The following is a 15,478-nucleotide window of genomic DNA, read 5'->3' on the forward strand; positions in this document are numbered from 1 at the left end:
GGACCCATCGGTTTGCCGCGATGGCGAGTCGAAACGGGGAGCACCGGGTAGAGTGCGACACGCCGAATAGCAAAACTGCGACACGCCGTGTGTGCAGGTCGGGAGCAGAAATCACAGCTGTGTCTCGCTCCCGTCGTGTGCCTGCCGCGTTTCCGGGCGTCGGTGCAGGATGATCGAGGGAACTCCAGACACGAACCGGTAGGACATGACGCGCGTCGAAGCCAGTACTGATACGGCCGAAAACAGCAAGGCAACCGATACAGGTGAGTCCCAGCCGACCGCTCGCCGCGGGCGGTCGGCACCCGAATCCGCACCGGTCGAGGTCGTCATCGTGACGGGCCTGTCCGGCGCCGGGCGCGGCACCGCCGCCAAGGTGCTCGAGGATCTCGGCTACTACGTGGCCGACAACCTCCCACCCGAATTGATCGGCCGCATGGTCGATCTCGGCCGCGGCGCCGAACCGCCCATCCGCAAACTGGCGCTCGTCATGGACGTGCGCAACCGCTTCTTCACCGGGAACCTCGCCGCGGTCGGCGAGCAGCTGCGGGCCGCGGGTGTGCGCACCCGCATCCTGTTCCTGGAGGCCTCCGACGACGTGCTGATCCGCCGCTTCGGGTTCGCGCGCCGTCGCCATCCGCTGCAGAGCGAGAGCGCCGACGGCACGCTGACCGCCGGCATCGCCGCCGAGCGGCAGCGCCTGGACCCGGTGAAAACGGCCGCCGACGTGGTCATCGACACCACCGCGCTGTCCATCCACCAGCTACACCGCAAACTCGAGGAGGTCTACGGCGGCGACGCCGCCACCGTGCTGCAGCTGACCGTTCAATCGTTCGGTTTCAAATACGGAGTCCCGCTCGACGCCGACATGGTGTTCGATTTGCGGTTTCTGCCGAATCCGCACTGGATTCCCGAACTCCGCGAAAAGACCGGACAGGACGCCCCGGTCAGCGAGTATGTGTTGTCGCAGCCGGGCGCACAGGACTACCTGGGCACCGCGCGGCATCTCGTCGACCTGACGACCGAGGGCTACCGCCAAGAGGGGAAGCGATACATGACCGTGGCAGTGGGTTGCACCGGAGGCAAACACCGCAGTGTGGCGATAGCGGAGGCGCTGGGCGAGGCGCTGGCGGGCAACGAATCGGCCCCGGCCGGCGACGACTCGGGTGACGTGGTGCGCGTGGTTCATCGGGATCTGGGGCGGGAATGAGTGAGAACGACTCCGTCCGCACCACCAATCCGGCCATCGTGGCCCTCGGCGGTGGGCACGGCCTGTATTCGACGCTGACCGCCATCCGGCGGCTCACCCGCAAGATCACCGCGGTGGTCACGGTCGCCGACGACGGCGGCTCCTCGGGACGGTTGCGGTCCGAGCTGGGCATGCTGCCCCCGGGCGATCTGCGAATGGCCTTGGCGGCCTTGGCCGAAGAGGCCGACGGCATCTGGGCGCGAACGTTGCAACACCGCTTCGGCGGGACCGGCGCGCTGGCCGGGCATTCGGTGGGCAATCTGATTCTGGCGGGTCTCACCGAGGAGCTGGGCGATCCGGTCGCGGCCCTGGACGAGGCCGGGAGGATCCTCCGCGTCACCGGCCGCGTGCTACCCATGTCGCCCATCGCGCTGACCATCGAGGCGGATGTGTCTGGGCTGGAAGGCGATCCGCGCGTGAGCCGCTGTATCCGGGGTCAGGTGGCCGTGGCGACCACGCCGGGCAAGGTGCGCCGGGTGCGGCTGATCCCCTCGGATCCGCCCGCCTGCCCCGAGGTGACCTCGGCCATCGAGCACGCCGACGTGGTGGTGCTGGGCCCGGGCAGCTGGTTCACGAGCGTCATCCCGCATGTGCTGGTGCCCGAATTGCACGAAGCGCTGCTGCATACGCGGGCACGGAAAGTGCTGGTGCTCAACCTCGCTGCCGAACCGGGCGAAACGGCCGGATTCAGCGCCGAGCGGCACCTGCATGTATTGTCCCAGCACGCACCGGATTTCACAGTCGACCATGTTCTGGTGGACTCCGGTTCCGTACCCGAGGGTAGGGAACGCGAACATCTGGCAAGAGCTGCCGAACAGCTGCGTGCGCGAGTAACCTTCGCTGATGTCGCCGAGGCGGGGACGGACCGGCACCACCCCGGAAAGCTTGCCGCCGCACTGGATCAGGTGATCTTGCAACCTCGGCCGGAATTGGCAGGGCTTCGAGTCGAAGGACGGCATATGGGCCAACGTGTGCGGTCCGGGTTGGGTGGAAAGGAGCGCGTCTCGTGGCGATGACAGCGGAAGTGAAGGACGAGCTGAGCCGGCTCTCTGTATCACAGGTGAGCTCGCGCAAAGCGGAATTGTCCGCGCTACTGCGGTTCGCCGGTGGATTGCACATCGTCGGCGGTCGAGTGATCGTCGAAGCCGAGGTGGACATGGGTTCCATTGCACGTCGGCTGCGCCGAGAGATCTTCGAGCTGTACGGATACGGCTCGGATGTGCATGTCCTCGGCGCCGGCGGGCTCCGGAAAACCTCCCGGTACGTGGTTCGGGTTTCCAAGGAGGGCGAGGCGCTGGCGCGCCAGACCGGATTACTCGATGTGCGCGGCCGCCCGGTGCGTGGGCTGCCCGCCCAGGTGGTGGGCGGCAGCATCGGCGATGCCGAAGCCGCTTGGCGTGGAGCGTTTCTCGCGCACGGCTCGCTCACCGAGCCGGGCCGCTCCTCGGCGCTGGAGGTGAGCTGCCCCGGGCCGGAGGCGGCGCTCGCCCTGGTCGGCGCCGCGCGGCGGATGGGCATCTCGGCCAAGGCGCGCGAGGTGCGCGGCACCGATCGCGTCGTGGTGCGCGACGGTGAGGCCATCGGCGCCCTGCTCACCCGCATGGGTGCGCAGGACACCCGGCTCACCTGGGAAGAGCGGCGTATGCGCCGCGAGGTCCGGGCGACCGCCAACCGGCTGGCCAATTTCGACGACGCCAACCTGCGTCGTTCGGCCCGCGCGGCCGTGGCCGCCGCGGCCCGCGTCGAGCGCGCGCTCGAAATACTGAGCGAGGATGTGCCGGACCATCTGGCCGCCGCGGGCAAGCTGCGCGTGCTGCACCGGCAGGCGTCGCTGGAGGAGCTGGGCCAGCTGGCCGATCCGCCCATGACGAAAGATGCTGTGGCGGGCCGGATCCGGCGGCTGCTGTCGATGGCGGACCGGCGCGCCAAGGAACTCGGCGTGCCCGACACCGAAAGCGCTGTCACCGCAGAGCTGCTCGAAGAGGCGTGAAACACCCACGCCGCCGCCTAAACTGATGGATACCGCACGGTGATTCCGTCCGGAAGCGTCGCAACCTCAAGGGTCGCGGCGCTTCCGGTCGTCTGTGACGAAAGTGAACGTTTCGTAGTTCACCGTGGCGGGGGTGTGTCCGTGATGTTTCTGTTACAGGTCTAGGGTTAGCACCGCAACGGAAACGATCCGCAAAGCTGAGGAGCGAAAACGTGACTGTCCGGGTAGGGATCAACGGCTTCGGCCGCATCGGGCGAAACTTCTTCCGAGCCGTCGAGGCGCAGAAGGCCCTCGGCACCACCGACATCGAGATCGTGGCGGTCAACGATCTGACCGACAACAAGTCGCTGGCGACCCTGCTGAAGTACGACTCCATCCTCGGCCGCCTGCCGCAGGACGTTTCCCTGGACGGCGACGAGACCATCGTCGTCGGCGACCAGCGCATCACCGCGCTGGCCATCAAGGAGGGCCCGGCCGCGCTGCCGTGGGGTGACCTGGGTGTCGACGTGGTCGTCGAGTCCACCGGTATCTTCACCGACGCCACCAAGGCGAAGGGCCACCTGGCCGCCGGCGCCAAGAAGGTCATCATCTCCGCGCCCGCCAAGGGCGAGGACATCACCATCGTGATGGGCGTCAACGACGACAAGTACGACGGTTCGCAGAACATCATCTCGAACGCGTCCTGCACCACCAACTGCCTGGGCCCGATTGCCAAGGTGCTCAACGACTCCTTCGGCATCGAGCGTGGTCTGATGACCACCGTGCACGCCTACACCCAGGACCAGAACCTGCAGGACGGCCCGCACTCGGATCTGCGTCGCGCCCGCGCCGCCGCGCTGAACATCGTGCCCACCGGCACCGGCGCCGCCAAGGCCATCGGCCTGGTGCTGCCCGAGCTGCTCGGCAAGCTGAACGGCTACGCGCTGCGCGTGCCGGTCCCGACCGGTTCGCTCACCGACCTGACCGTGGACCTGGCCAAGACCGCCTCGATCGACGAGATCAACGCCGCCATGAAGGCCGCCGCGGACGGCCCGATGAAGGGCATCCTGAAGTACAACGTCGACCCGATCGTCTCCTCCGACATCGTGACCGACCCGCACTCCTCCATCTACGACGCGCCGCTGACCCAGGTCATCGACAACCAGGTCAAGGTCGCCTCGTGGTACGACAACGAGTGGGGCTACTCCAACCGTCTCGCCGACCTGGTCGGCCTCGTCGGCAAGTCCCTGTAAGCGCCGATGACGATCAAGACTCTGCAGGATCTGCTGACCGAGGGTGTCGAGGGCCGGGGCGTGCTGGTGCGCTCCGACCTGAATGTTCCCCTCGACAACGGCGTCATCACCGACCCGGGCCGCATCATCGCGTCCGCGCCGACCATCAAGGCGCTGGCCGAGGCCGGCGCCAAGGTCGTGGTGACCGCGCACCTGGGCCGCCCCAAGGGCGAGCCGGATCCGAAGTTCTCCCTCGCGCCGGTCGCGGCGCGGCTGTCGGAGGAGCTGGGCCGCAATGTCCAGCTCGCCGGCGACGTGGTGGGCCAGGACGCGCTCGCCCGCTCGGAGGGCCTCACCGACGGTGATGTGCTGCTGCTGGAGAACATTCGCTTCGACGCGCGCGAGACCAGCAAGGACGACGCCGAGCGCACCAAGCTCGCTCGTGCCCTGGTCGAGCTGGTCGGCGACGACGGCGCGTTCGTGTCCGACGGTTTCGGTGTGGTGCACCGCAAGCAGGCGTCGGTCTACGACGTGGCCAAGCTGCTCCCGCACTACGCGGGCACGCTGGTCGCGGCCGAGACCGAGGTGCTGAAGAAGCTCACCGAGAGCCCGGAGCGTCCGTACGCGGTCGTGCTCGGCGGTTCCAAGGTCTCCGACAAGCTGGCGGTCATCGAGGCGCTGGCGCCCAAGGTCGACACGCTGGTCATCGGCGGCGGCATGTGCTTCACCTTCCTTGCGGCACAGGGCCTTTCGGTGGGCACCTCGCTGCTGCAGCAGGAGATGATCGAGACCTGCAAGGGGCTGCTGGACAAGTACGGCGACGTCATCCACCTGCCGGTGGACATCGTGGTGGCCGACAAGTTCGCCGCCGACGCGGAGTCGAAGACCGTGCCCGCCAACGAGATTCCCGACGGTTGGATGGGTCTGGACATCGGTCCCGACTCGGCCGCCCGGTTCGGCGCGCTGCTGACCGAGGCCAAGACCGTGTTCTGGAACGGCCCCATGGGTGTGTTCGAGTTCGAGAAGTTCTCGGCCGGTACCCGCGGTGTCGCCGAGGCGATCGCCACGGCGACCTCGAAGGGCGCGTTCACGGTCGTCGGCGGCGGCGACTCGGCCGCGGCCGTGCGCACCCTGGGCCTGCCCGATGACGGTTTCTCGCACATCTCCACCGGTGGCGGCGCGTCGCTGGAATACCTGGAGGGCAAGGAACTTCCCGGCCTCGCGGTGTTGGAGGACTGAACCATGGCACGTAAGCCTTTGATCGCCGGCAACTGGAAGATGAACCTCAACCACCTCGAGGCCATCGCTCTGGTGCAGAAGATCGCATTCGCGTTGCCGGAGAAGTACTTCGACAAGGTCGACGTGACGGTGATCCCGCCGTTCGTGGACCTGCGCAGCGTGCAGACGCTGGTCGAGGGTGACCGTCTCCTGATCACCTACGGTGCCCAGGACGTGTCCACCCACGACGAGGGCGCCTACACCGGCGAGATCAGCGGCTCCATGCTGGCCAAGCTGGGCTGCAGTTTTGTCGTGGTGGGTCACTCGGAGCGGCGTCAGTACCACAACGAGGACGACGCCACCGTGCTGGCCAAGGCCAAGCAGGCGCTCAAGTACGGCATCACCCCGATCGTCTGCATCGGTGAGGGCCTGGGCGTCCGCGAGACCAAGACCCACGTCGAGTACAACCTCGAGCAGCTCCGCGGCTCCCTCAAGGGCCTGACGCCCGAGGAGATCTCGAAGATCGTCATCGCCTACGAGCCGGTCTGGGCCATCGGCACCGGCAAGGTCGCCACCCCGGCCGACGCGCAGGAAGTCTGCGGCGCCATCCGCAAGGAACTCGCCGAACTGGCCAATCCCGAAGTGGCGGCCGGTGTCAGGGTGCTCTACGGCGGCTCGGTCAACGCCAAGAACGTCGGCGAACTGGTCGGCCAGACCGACATCGACGGCGCTCTCGTGGGCGGCGCGTCCCTGAAGGGCGACGAGTTCGCCACCCTCTCCGCGATCGCCGCCGGCGGCCCCCTGCCGTAACGGGTTTCCGCTGCACAGGGCCGGGCATCCACTGGATGCCCGGCCCTTCGCCGTCTCCGGGCGAGAGCGTGTGGTCGCGATCGGATGACGCCGCCGCGCCGGGGTGCTCCCGTCGGGGGCAGTGCTCATACAGAAGAATGATCGGTATGAGCGACTGGAATACGAATATCATCAACGAGTTCCGGGCCAATGACGGACGGGTCGGCGGGCCGTTCGAGGGTGCGCCGATGATTCTGGTGCACCATCGGGGCCGCAGGACCGGGCGGGAGCTGGTGACGCCCATGATGTACCTGGCCGATGAGCAGGATCCGGCGACCGTGTACGTTTTCGCGTCCAAGGCGGGCGCGCCCACCAACCCGGACTGGTACTACAACCTGACCCAGGCGGGGAAGGCCGAGGTCGAGGTCGGGACCGAGACCTTCCAGGTCGAGGTCACCGAGATGACCGGCGCGGACCGCGACCGGATCTTCGACGAACAGGCCCGGCGATACCCGGGTTTCGGCGAGTACGCCGTGAAGGCCGCCGGTATCCGCACCATCCCGGTGCTGGCGCTGCGCCGGGCCTAGGCTCGCAGCCGCAGGGCGCGGGTGCTCGGCCCGCGCCCTGGCAGGCGTCGACGCGGGGGTGCGTTCGACGTCGTGGGTCGTCGGGGGGCGTTCGCGGGGGATTGTGGGCGTGAAGATCAATCCCTGGTAGGCGGATGGCCGGGGTTCGTGGCGGGGCCGAGGGTAGTGGCCGCCTCGTTCGTCGGCAGGGAGGCCGGGAGCGGGATGCAGGCCCACCTCGTCGATGAATTCATTTGGGGCGGTAGGGGAGTCGGTGGGGGAGGAGCGTCGGCCGCCCGGCCGCAGGGGGCGGGGGTTTCGAAGGCGAGTGGATCGCCGACTCTTGCTGGTCAGGACCTTGCCGAAGGCCGCCCGCTTTGGTGACAGTGAATCCCTTCTTGACAGTAACTCTCATATCGGCAGATACTCGCTCTAACGAAGGAGGGCGACGGATGTCATTGCGGGAGCGGCAGCGCCGGCAGGTGCGCGGCGAGATTCAGCGGGCGGCCTACGAGTTGTTCGCGGAGAAGGGCTTCGGGGAGGTGACGACCGAGCAGATCGCCGCCGCGGCGTGTGTGTCGGCCAGTACCTACTTCCGCCACGTGCGGAGCAAGGAGGATCTGCTGCTGGATCCCGTCCGCGAGGGCGGGTCGGGGATCGTCGCGCTGCTCGAGGAGCGCGACGGCGACGAGCCCGCGGATGTGGCGCTGGCGCAGTCGATTCTGGCACGGTCCACCGCGCTGGCCCCGGCGGAGCTGGAGCAGTGGCGGGCCGCGTTCCGCACCGCTCCGCATCTCCTGGAGCGGGTGGCTCTGATCACCCCGGAGCATCGGACGCGCCTGGTCGAGCTGGTCGGGCAGCGGATGGGCCGGGATCCGCTGCGGGACAGCACTGCGGGTTTGCTGGTGCATCTCATGCTGGCGGCGGCGGAGTTCGGTTACCTGCAGTGGCTGCGTAATTCCGCGCAGCCCGAGATGTCGCTGGCGGTGTGCGTCGAGGGCGCACTCGACGCGGTGGCCGGGGCGCGCTGGCGGCATCACGGCTGAAAGCCGTTGGCGCGCGGGCAGATGGCCATAACAGAACACGGAGATAGAGGAAACATGCAGCACGACAGGGCAACTGACGAGACATTCGATCTGGTCGTGGTGGGGTCGGGGGCGGCGGGCATGGCCGCGGCGCTGACGGCCGCCCACCACGGTCTGTCCACGGTGATCGTCGAGAAGGCGCGGGCATGGGGCGGATCCACCGCGAGATCCGGTGGCGGCGTGTGGATTCCGGGCAACGCGGTGCTGCGCCGTGACGCCCCCGCCGATGACCTCGAGGCCGCCCGGGCCTATCTGAAACACATCGTCGGCCCCGGGGTGCCGCCCGAGCGGATCGACACCTTCCTCGACCGCGGGCCCGAGGCCTTCGATTTTCTGGCCGCGCACGCGCCGCTGCGCATGCGGTGGGTGCCGGGCTATTCCGACTACTACCCGGAGGCGCCCGGCGGCCGCGGCCACGGCCGTTCCATCGAGCCCGTACCCTACAACGCCACCGGCCTCGGCGCCGAATTGGACACGCTGGAGCCCGATTACGTGAAGGCTCCGAAGAACGTCGTGATCACCCAGGCCGAGTTCCGGCAGCTGCATCTGGGCCTGCGCAATCCGCGCAGTCCGCTGGCGGCCGTGCGCGTCGCCGGGCGGTGGCTGGCAGCGGCAGTGCTGCGCCGGCGCGTCCTGGCCCGCGGCCAGGCGCTGAGTGCCATGCTGCGCGCCGGTCTGGTGGAGGCGAATGTGCCGCTGTGGCTGGACACTCTGCTGGTGGACCTGCGTACCGAGAACGGGCGGGTCACGGGCGCGGTGGTGCTGCGGGACGGGCGCGAGCAGGTGCTCACCGCCCGACGGGGCGTGGTCATCGCGGCCGGCGGCTTCGAGCACAACGAGGCGATGCGCAAGCAGTACCAGCGCGAGCCGATCGGCACCGACTGGACCGTCGGCGCGCAGGCCAATACCGGTGACGGCATCCGCGCGGGCGAGAATGCCGGTGGCGCGGTGGAATTCATGGCCGACGCCTGGTGGGGCCCGTCCATTCCGCTGCCCCGGCTGGCCTGGTTCTGCCTGGCCGAGCGCAATCTGCCCGGCAGTATCGTCGTCAACGACCGCGGCCAGCGGTTCATGAACGAATGCCTGCCCTATGTCGAGGCCACCCACCGCATGTACGGCGGCGAGCACGGGCAGGGTGCGGGCCCGGGCGAAAACCTGCCCGCCTGGCTGATTTTCGACCAGCGCTACCGCAACCGCTACCAGTTCGCGGGTGTCCCGCCCCGTCAGCCCCTGCCCGGCCGCTGGCTCGAGTCGGGCGCGCTCACCCGCGCCGACTCGCTTCCCGAACTCGCCGAGAAGATCGGTGTCCCGGTCGAGAAACTCCGGGACACCGTGACCCGTTTCAACGAATTCGCCGCCGCCGGTACCGATCCCGACTTCGGCCGCGGTGCCAGCGCCTACGACAACTACTACGGCGACCCGCGCAATCGCCCCAACCCGAATCTCGGTGCGCTGGAGACGGGTCCGTTCTACGCGGCGAAACTGGTGCCGGGCGACCTGGGCACCAAGGGCGGCCTGAGCGCCGATGTCGACGGTCGGGTGCTGCGGGCGGATGGCTCGGTGATCGAGGGCCTGTACGCGGCCGGCAATGCGAGCGCTCCGGTCATGGGCCACACCTACGCCGGTCCGGGCGCGACCATCGGCCCCGCCGTCGTCTTCGGCTACCTGGCGGCCCGCCACGCGGCCGGCCGGTAGTCCCGGCGCCGACCGGCGCACCGCCGGGGGCCGTCCGTGGTCCCGCGGCGGTGCGCCACCCGACGTCCGGGTCAGGCCAGGACCGCGCCGCCGTCGAGGGGCAGCACGGTGCCGGTGGCGTGGGGTTGGGTGAGGAAGAAGACGAAGGCCTGCGCGATATCGTCCACTTCGGCGATGCGGCGCAACGGCGTCGCGGCCGCGGTGTCGGCGTAGAACTGCTCGCGCAAGTCCTCGGGAAAGTTCCACAGCGGCGACCGGACCACACCCGGCATGACCGCGTTCACCCGGATCGGCGCCAGTTCCACCGCCAGCGCCCGGGTCAGGGTCTCGATCGCGCCGCAGACGCTGGACGTGACCGTCGAACCCGGGACGGGGCGCGGCCCGGCGGTACCGCTGGTCAGGGTGATCGACCCGTCGGCCCGCAGCCGCGGCGTGGCCGCCTGTACCGCGGCCAGCACGCTGAAGTATCGCAGCTCGAAGAACTTCCGCGCGGCGTCGAGATCCAGTTCGGCCAGCGGGGACAGCAGCAGCGGCTCGCCGGCGGTGTAGACGAGGTGGTCGAGCGCGCCGAGGTCGTCGAACATCGCTCGAATCCGGTTGGTGTCGTTGAGGTTCGCGACCACGCCGGTGACGCCGGCCGGGAGTTCGGCCACCGCGCGGTCCACGTTCTCCTGGCGGCTGGAGACGACGGTGACCTTCGCGCCCTGAGCGGCGGTCGCGGCGGCCACGGCGTAGCCGATTCCGGAGGTGCCGCCCAGGATGACGACGTGCTGTCCGTCGAGTGACATCGGGTTTCCTTTCGGGGAAATACTGTGCGTGTGTGCCTGTCCACCTTGGGTTTCGCGACCCTCGCCCGTCCAAGACCTATACCGCCGCCTGTAATACCCTGAAGGCATCATGAGTGACGTCGATCTGCGCAAGCTGCGCTACTTCGTGGCGGTGGCCGAACACCTGCATTTCGGCCGCGCCGCGGAGCAGCTGTTCATCGCGCAACCGGTCCTGTCACGTCAGATTCGCGCGCTCGAGGAGGAACTGGGCGCGCAGCTGTTCGCCCGCGATCGCCGCGGGACCGCACTGACGGCGGCGGGGGAGCAGCTGCTGGCCGACGCCAGGCCGCTGCTCGCCGCCGCGGAAGCCCTGCAGCGCAGGGTGATTCGGGCCGTCGAGGGGACGCAGCGCTTCACCGTCGGCTTCATGCCCGGCCTCATCGTGACCGCCGCGGTGCGGATGCTCACCGAGCGTCACCCCGGCCTCACCGTCGATCTGGTGCGCACCGACTGGTTCGACCAGGTCGAGGTGGTCCACGACGGCCGCGTCGACGTCAGTGTGGTGCGGCTGCCGGTGGACCCGCACGGTCTGGTCGTGCGCCCGCTCTATACCGAGCCCCGGGTCGTGGTGCTGCCCGCCGACCACCGCCTCGCGGGCAAGGACGCGGTCGCCGTCGGCGATCTCGCCGACGAGCACCTGCTCCAGGACCCGGACACGGTCCCCGAATGGAGTGCGGTGGCAACCGAATTGCGTACCGACCGCCCCGCCGTCCCGGTCTTCCACAGTGTGGAGGAGAAGCTCGAGCACGTCGCCGCGGGCCGGGGCATCATGTTCCTGCCGCTGTCGGTGATGACCTTCTACACTCGCCCGGACATCGCCTACGTCCCGGTTCCCGACCTCGCGCCGCTGCAGGTGAGCCTGGCGTGGTCGTCGGCGCGCCCGGTTCCGCTGGCCGAGGAGTTCGCCGCCCTTGCCGCCCAGTGAGATTCGATCTACGCCGTCCACTCGGGAGTGATCCCGATTCCGGGCGACGAATACCGCGCGAGGGGTTACCGTCGATGGTGTGTTCGGCATCATCCGGCCCTGCCGTCACCGGCTGGGCGAGGAACTCGGGCGGGCCTGGCTGGCGCAACTGTGCGGACTCTGTCTGGCGCTGCGTGACGACCACGGTCAGAGCGCCCGTATGGCAACCAATTACGACGGGCTGATCGTCTCGGCCCTGGTGGAGGCGCAGTCCACGGCGCCGCCCACCCGCCGCGCGGCCGGGCCCTGCCCACTGCGCGGCATGAAACGCGCCGACGTCGCCACCGGCGATTGCGTCCGGCTGGCCGCCACGGTCTCGCTGGTGCTGGCCGCCGCCAAGGTGCGCGATCACGTGGCCGATCACGACGGCGTGGCGGGCGCGGCCGGATTCCGGCCCGCCGCCCGGCGCCTCGCCGAGCGCTGGGCCCGGCAGGGTGAATCCACCGGCGCCGGACTGGGTTTCGACACCGGCGTGCTGGTGACCGCGGTGGATCGGCAGGGTGAGGTGGAGGCCGCGGCCGCGGTGGGCACCCCGCTGCTCGAGGTCACCGAACCCACCGAGACCGCGACCGCCGCGGCCTTCGGCCACACCGCCGTTCTGGCAGGACGCCCGGGAAACCGGGCAGCGCTGTCGGAGGTCGGCCGATTGTTCGGCCGCATAGCGCATCTCGTGGATGCCGTCGAGGACCTGGATGAGGATCTCGCACACGGGAAGTGGAATCCCCTGGCCGCCACCGGAACCGAGGTGGCCGAGGCGCACCGCTTGTGCACCGACGCCCTACTGGGTATCGAATTGGCCTTGGCCGATGTGGAATTCACCGACGGACGGCTGATTCACAAACTGCTGAAGCACGAGCTGAACCGGTCGGTGACAAGGACCTTCGGCGGTCCCGCGCACACCTGCGCGAATCACGGGGTGGTCACCGCGCCGCTGAGCCGCTGGCGTCGCCGTGGTCCGGCGCCGGGCCCGTGGGGTCCGCCGCCGCCGGGTTACGGTCCGCCTCCGGGCTACGGCCCGGGTCCCGGCTACTACGGTCCCGCCCCGCGGCGCCGCGGCGGCTTCTGCCTGCCGTGCTGTGAGGGCTGCGTCTGCTGCGGCGAGGGATGCTGCTGTTGTGAGGAATCCTGTTGCTGCTGTGAGGAAACCTGCTGCGACTGCTGAGTCACCGGGAGGGGCGGGCACTGCGGATTGCCCGGCCCTTCCGGCCCGATGAACCCGCCACCTCCGGGTAGACGGCTCACCGATGCCGGATCGGCTAGCTGGAGGCGGAGGCGGAGCCGGTCGAGAGCAGGCTGCTGCCGCTCGCGCTGCCGCTGATCAGATTCGACAGGCCCGACGAGCCGGTGTTCGTGGTGGTGGTCTGCAGGGTCCAGGTGCCGCAGCCACTGGTGAAGAAGGCGACGTCGGTGGGCTTGATCTCGACGGTGACGGTGCCGTTGACCGCGCCGCCGGCCTGGATGGTGGCGCTGGCGTCGGGGGTGATGGCCGACAGCCGCGCCCAGGCGCACACCGTGGCGGCCGTCGTGGTCTTATAGACACCGGGCTGGATGTCGACGCCGACCTTGAAGGTGGCATCGGTGCTCATGCTGTTGCCGGCAGCATTGGCGGTGCCGGTGGAGGCCAGGATGGTGGCCGCGGTGAGTGCGAGGCCGTTGGCCCAGACTGTCTTTCTCATGATGTGTCCTCAAGGGTGTGAAATGAGAGCGTTTCGGAGGGTAATGGCTGCCCGGGTCGCCGGGGTACGTTTTCCGTAACCTGGCGTAAATGAGCATCCGGACTATCCGGACACCGGACATCGGATCCCGGGATTGCCGCAGGCCGCCTTGATTGGTTGTGTGGCAGGGCAATTCGTTCCGATCCCGGATTGGTTCTCACCGGACAGCCAAGATTGCGGTCTCGCCGTCACCGATCCGAGCGGCGACGGCAGGCTGCGTGACGCGTTGCTGTTCGACTCGCGATCGCTGACCTGGAGCCGGCAGCCCGATGTGGTCTCCGGGCGTTGGTGTCCGACCCTGACGACGCTGAAAAGCGCTGCGGTGGTAAATATTTCGGTACTTGGGGGGCGGCTTCCTGTCGGAGACGCTCGAGTTGTCGGACCCCGCCACCTGCGCCTGGAACGAATTCCAGATGTCCAGCGGCACAGCGGAATACGATGCGACCCTGACGATCACCACCACGGCCGCCGTGCGCGCGGCCGGCCTGCTGCACCCCACCTCGTGCACCCACTCCTGCGACAACAACCGGCGGCTGATCGACCTGCCGATCACCCCGGCCGCGTCCGGCCGCCCTCACCGTCACGCTGTCCTCGAACCCGGCGCCGGCCCCGCCCGGCTGGTACCTCGTGGTCGTGGTGGACAGCGACCGGATTCCCTCGACCGGGCAGTGGCCGCGCCTGAATCCGGACGCGCCCGCACCCGTGTGACCCCAGAAATGCGACATCCCGGGCCGCTACTCCGCACTACCGTGGAAGGTATGACCGCGGAGTACCGGCACCTGCTCGTGAAGCGCGACGGCGACACCATCACCGTCACCATGAACCGTCCCGACCGCCGCAACGCGCTGTCCGCCGACCACCTGGCCGAACTGCTGTCCGCGTTCCGCGCCGCGGGCGACACCGACGCCACCGGCATCGTGCTCGCCGCCGCCGGGCCGGTGTTCAGCGCGGGCCACGATTTCGCCGATGTGGCCGCCCGCGACCTGCTCGGTGTGCGCGACCTGCTCACCCTCTGCCAGCAGGTCATGACCACCCTGGAGACGGTGCCGCAGGTGGTGATCGCTCGCGTGCACGGGCTGGCCACCGCGGCCGGCTGCCAGCTCGTCGCCTCCTGCGACCTGGCCGTCGCCGCCGATTCCGCGGGCTTCGCCCTCCCGGGCGGCAAGGGCGGCTGGTTCTGCCACACCCCGGCCGTCCCGGTCGCCCGATCCATCGGCCGCAAACGCCTCATGGAGCTGGCCCTGACCGGCGACGTCATCGACGCCCGTACCGCCGTCGACTGGGGTCTGATCAACTACGCCGTCCCCGACGCCGACCTCGACGACGCCGTCGCCGACCTCCTCGCCCGCGCCACCCGCGGCAGCCGCGCGAGCAAGGCGCTCGGCAAACGCACCCTGTACGCCCAGCTCGACCGCCCCGAGGCCGACGCCTACACCCTCGCCCGCGAGGTCATGGCCGCCGCCTCCCAATTGCCCGGCGCCCGTGAGGGAATGGCCGCCTTCCTGGAGAAACGCCACCCCGTCTGGCCCGACTGACCGGCGCCGCCCGCCCGCCCACGCCTCCCCCGCGGTGCATCACCGGAGTGGCCGCCGGGTCCTCGCGGTGGTGGAAGGACCGGGAATCCCACCCGGTCTCCACCCTGGGGTGGTGGGTGGAGGCGGTTCTCGGGGCGACCGTAGAGCCATGAACTTGCAGAATGCGGTGATCGACGGCGCGGTGGCGGTGCTGGTGATCGGGTGGATCATGTACCGGCAGACCCAGTGGCAGGTCCTCGACGCCAATCGGCTGTGGCGGGGACCGATCATTCTCGGACTGGTGGGATTTCTGCAGATGAAATCCGTGGTCACCGGTGGCCGCCTCGGGGTGATGTCGGTGGCCCTGCTGGCCTTGTCGGCGGTGCTCGGTGTCGGGATCGGCGTGCTGATGGGCGTGCTGTCCCAGGTGCGCCGCACCGCCGCGGGATTGGAGGCGCGGACCGGGTGGGCCGGATCGCTGCTGTGGCTGGTGCTGCTGGCGGCGCGCATCGGGGTGGATGTGGTCGCGCACCTGGCCGGCGCGGTGGCCGTCACCTCGGTCGGGGCGATCCTGCTGGTGGTGGCGCTCAATCGGGCGGGCCGGGCGCTGGTGCTGGCCCGGCGTGCCGAGCAGGCGCACCCGGTTGCGGCACACTGA

General features: G+C 69.3%; 15 protein-coding genes. 13 read left to right on the forward strand and 2 right to left on the reverse strand.

The genetic code is table 11. From position 1 onward, the window contains the following. Positions 1–205 precede the first annotated feature (205 nt). The 9 genes from rapZ (at position 206) to kstD (ending at position 9,800) form a co-directional block, all read left to right on the forward strand. Complete coding sequence (rapZ, locus tag ACQP1O_RS15320) at positions 206–1,207, forward strand: RNase adapter RapZ (RefSeq protein ID WP_433566450.1); 1,002 nt, start codon at positions 206–208, stop codon at positions 1,205–1,207. Beyond that, complete coding sequence (locus ACQP1O_RS15325) at positions 1,204–2,262, forward strand: gluconeogenesis factor YvcK family protein (protein ID WP_433566451.1); 1,059 nt, start codon at positions 1,204–1,206, stop codon at positions 2,260–2,262. Before rapZ ends, ACQP1O_RS15325 begins: the two co-directional genes overlap by 4 nt. Beyond that, on the forward strand, positions 2,253–3,236 hold the full coding sequence (gene whiA, locus ACQP1O_RS15330) for a DNA-binding protein WhiA (RefSeq protein ID WP_040858457.1): 984 nt from the start codon (positions 2,253–2,255) through the stop codon (positions 3,234–3,236). Before ACQP1O_RS15325 ends, whiA begins: the two co-directional genes overlap by 10 nt. Positions 3,237–3,448: 212 nt before the next feature. Continuing rightward, on the forward strand, positions 3,449–4,468 hold the full coding sequence (gap, locus tag ACQP1O_RS15335; protein ID WP_354837476.1) for a type I glyceraldehyde-3-phosphate dehydrogenase: 1,020 nt from the start codon (positions 3,449–3,451) through the stop codon (positions 4,466–4,468). A 6-nt stretch (positions 4,469–4,474) separates the two neighbouring features. Continuing rightward, entirely contained in the window at positions 4,475–5,686 is a 1,212-nt protein-coding gene (locus tag ACQP1O_RS15340; RefSeq protein WP_433566452.1) for a phosphoglycerate kinase, read from the forward strand. Between the two features lie 3 nt (positions 5,687–5,689). After that, positions 5,690–6,475 carry a triose-phosphate isomerase gene (gene tpiA / locus ACQP1O_RS15345; protein ID WP_354837480.1) on the forward strand — a complete coding sequence of 262 codons (786 nt, stop codon included), beginning with the start codon at positions 5,690–5,692 and terminating at the stop codon, positions 6,473–6,475. Positions 6,476–6,612: 137 nt separating this feature from the next. Next, positions 6,613–7,041 (forward strand): nitroreductase/quinone reductase family protein, encoded by a 429-nt coding sequence (locus ACQP1O_RS15350; protein WP_433566453.1) that lies wholly within the window; start codon positions 6,613–6,615, stop codon positions 7,039–7,041. Between the two features lie 431 nt (positions 7,042–7,472). Next, positions 7,473–8,066, forward strand: coding sequence for a TetR/AcrR family transcriptional regulator (locus ACQP1O_RS15355; RefSeq protein WP_433566454.1), 594 nt, complete (start codon positions 7,473–7,475; stop codon positions 8,064–8,066). 54 nt (positions 8,067–8,120) lie between these two features. Then, complete coding sequence (gene kstD, locus ACQP1O_RS15360; protein ID WP_433566455.1) at positions 8,121–9,800, forward strand: 3-oxosteroid 1-dehydrogenase; 1,680 nt, start codon at positions 8,121–8,123, stop codon at positions 9,798–9,800. A 71-nt stretch (positions 9,801–9,871) separates the two neighbouring features. Here kstD and ACQP1O_RS15365 read toward each other — a convergent pair whose 3' ends face one another. Beyond that, positions 9,872–10,588: an SDR family oxidoreductase gene (locus tag ACQP1O_RS15365; RefSeq protein ID WP_433566456.1), complete on the reverse strand. Its 717-nt coding sequence runs from the start codon at positions 10,586–10,588 to the stop codon at positions 9,872–9,874. A 109-nt stretch (positions 10,589–10,697) separates the two neighbouring features. Here ACQP1O_RS15365 and ACQP1O_RS15370 point away from each other — a divergent pair, with 109 nt between their 5' ends. Beyond that, a complete protein-coding gene (locus tag ACQP1O_RS15370) occupies positions 10,698–11,552 on the forward strand; it encodes a LysR family transcriptional regulator (RefSeq protein ID WP_433566457.1) in 855 nt (284 codons plus the stop codon). Positions 11,553–11,631: 79 nt separating this feature from the next. Then, on the forward strand, positions 11,632–12,753 hold the full coding sequence (locus ACQP1O_RS15375) for a DUF5685 family protein (protein ID WP_433566458.1): 1,122 nt from the start codon (positions 11,632–11,634) through the stop codon (positions 12,751–12,753). Between the two features lie 94 nt (positions 12,754–12,847). On the opposite strand, the gene ACQP1O_RS15380 is transcribed toward ACQP1O_RS15375, so the two are convergent. Continuing rightward, on the reverse strand, positions 12,848–13,267 hold the full coding sequence (locus ACQP1O_RS15380) for a hypothetical protein (RefSeq protein WP_433566459.1): 420 nt from the start codon (positions 13,265–13,267) through the stop codon (positions 12,848–12,850). 380 nt (positions 13,268–13,647) lie between these two features. Between ACQP1O_RS15380 and ACQP1O_RS15385 the strand changes: the two genes are divergently transcribed. Continuing rightward, positions 13,648–14,841: an enoyl-CoA hydratase-related protein gene (locus ACQP1O_RS15385; RefSeq protein WP_433566460.1), complete on the forward strand. Its 1,194-nt coding sequence runs from the start codon at positions 13,648–13,650 to the stop codon at positions 14,839–14,841. Positions 14,842–14,989: 148 nt separating this feature from the next. After that, positions 14,990–15,478 carry a hypothetical protein gene (locus ACQP1O_RS15390; RefSeq protein WP_433566461.1) on the forward strand — a complete coding sequence of 163 codons (489 nt, stop codon included), beginning with the start codon at positions 14,990–14,992 and terminating at the stop codon, positions 15,476–15,478.

This window comes from Nocardia sp. CA-151230, from assembly GCF_050942175.1.
In the GTDB taxonomy this organism is placed as follows: domain Bacteria; phylum Actinomycetota; class Actinomycetes; order Mycobacteriales; family Mycobacteriaceae; genus Nocardia.

Bases quoted from the DNA above. Each gene is read 5' to 3' on its own strand.
- ACQP1O_RS15390 (WP_433566461.1), top strand. From the start codon at position 14,990: ATGAACTTGCAGAATGCGGTGATCGACGGCGCGGTGGCGGTGCTGGTG.
- ACQP1O_RS15355 (WP_433566454.1), top strand. From the start codon at position 7,473: ATGTCATTGCGGGAGCGGCAGCGCCGGCAGGTGCGCGGCGAGATTCAG.
- rapZ (WP_433566450.1), top strand. From the start codon at position 206: ATGACGCGCGTCGAAGCCAGTACTGATACGGCCGAAAACAGCAAGGCA.
- ACQP1O_RS15365 (WP_433566456.1), bottom strand. From the start codon at position 10,588: ATGTCACTCGACGGACAGCACGTCGTCATCCTGGGCGGCACCTCCGGA.
- ACQP1O_RS15370 (WP_433566457.1), top strand. From the start codon at position 10,698: ATGAGTGACGTCGATCTGCGCAAGCTGCGCTACTTCGTGGCGGTGGCC.
- tpiA (WP_354837480.1), top strand. From the start codon at position 5,690: ATGGCACGTAAGCCTTTGATCGCCGGCAACTGGAAGATGAACCTCAAC.
- ACQP1O_RS15325 (WP_433566451.1), top strand. From the start codon at position 1,204: ATGAGTGAGAACGACTCCGTCCGCACCACCAATCCGGCCATCGTGGCC.
- ACQP1O_RS15380 (WP_433566459.1), bottom strand. From the start codon at position 13,267: ATGAGAAAGACAGTCTGGGCCAACGGCCTCGCACTCACCGCGGCCACC.
- kstD (WP_433566455.1), top strand. From the start codon at position 8,121: ATGCAGCACGACAGGGCAACTGACGAGACATTCGATCTGGTCGTGGTG.
- ACQP1O_RS15340 (WP_433566452.1), top strand. From the start codon at position 4,475: ATGACGATCAAGACTCTGCAGGATCTGCTGACCGAGGGTGTCGAGGGC.
- ACQP1O_RS15350 (WP_433566453.1), top strand. From the start codon at position 6,613: ATGATCGGTATGAGCGACTGGAATACGAATATCATCAACGAGTTCCGG.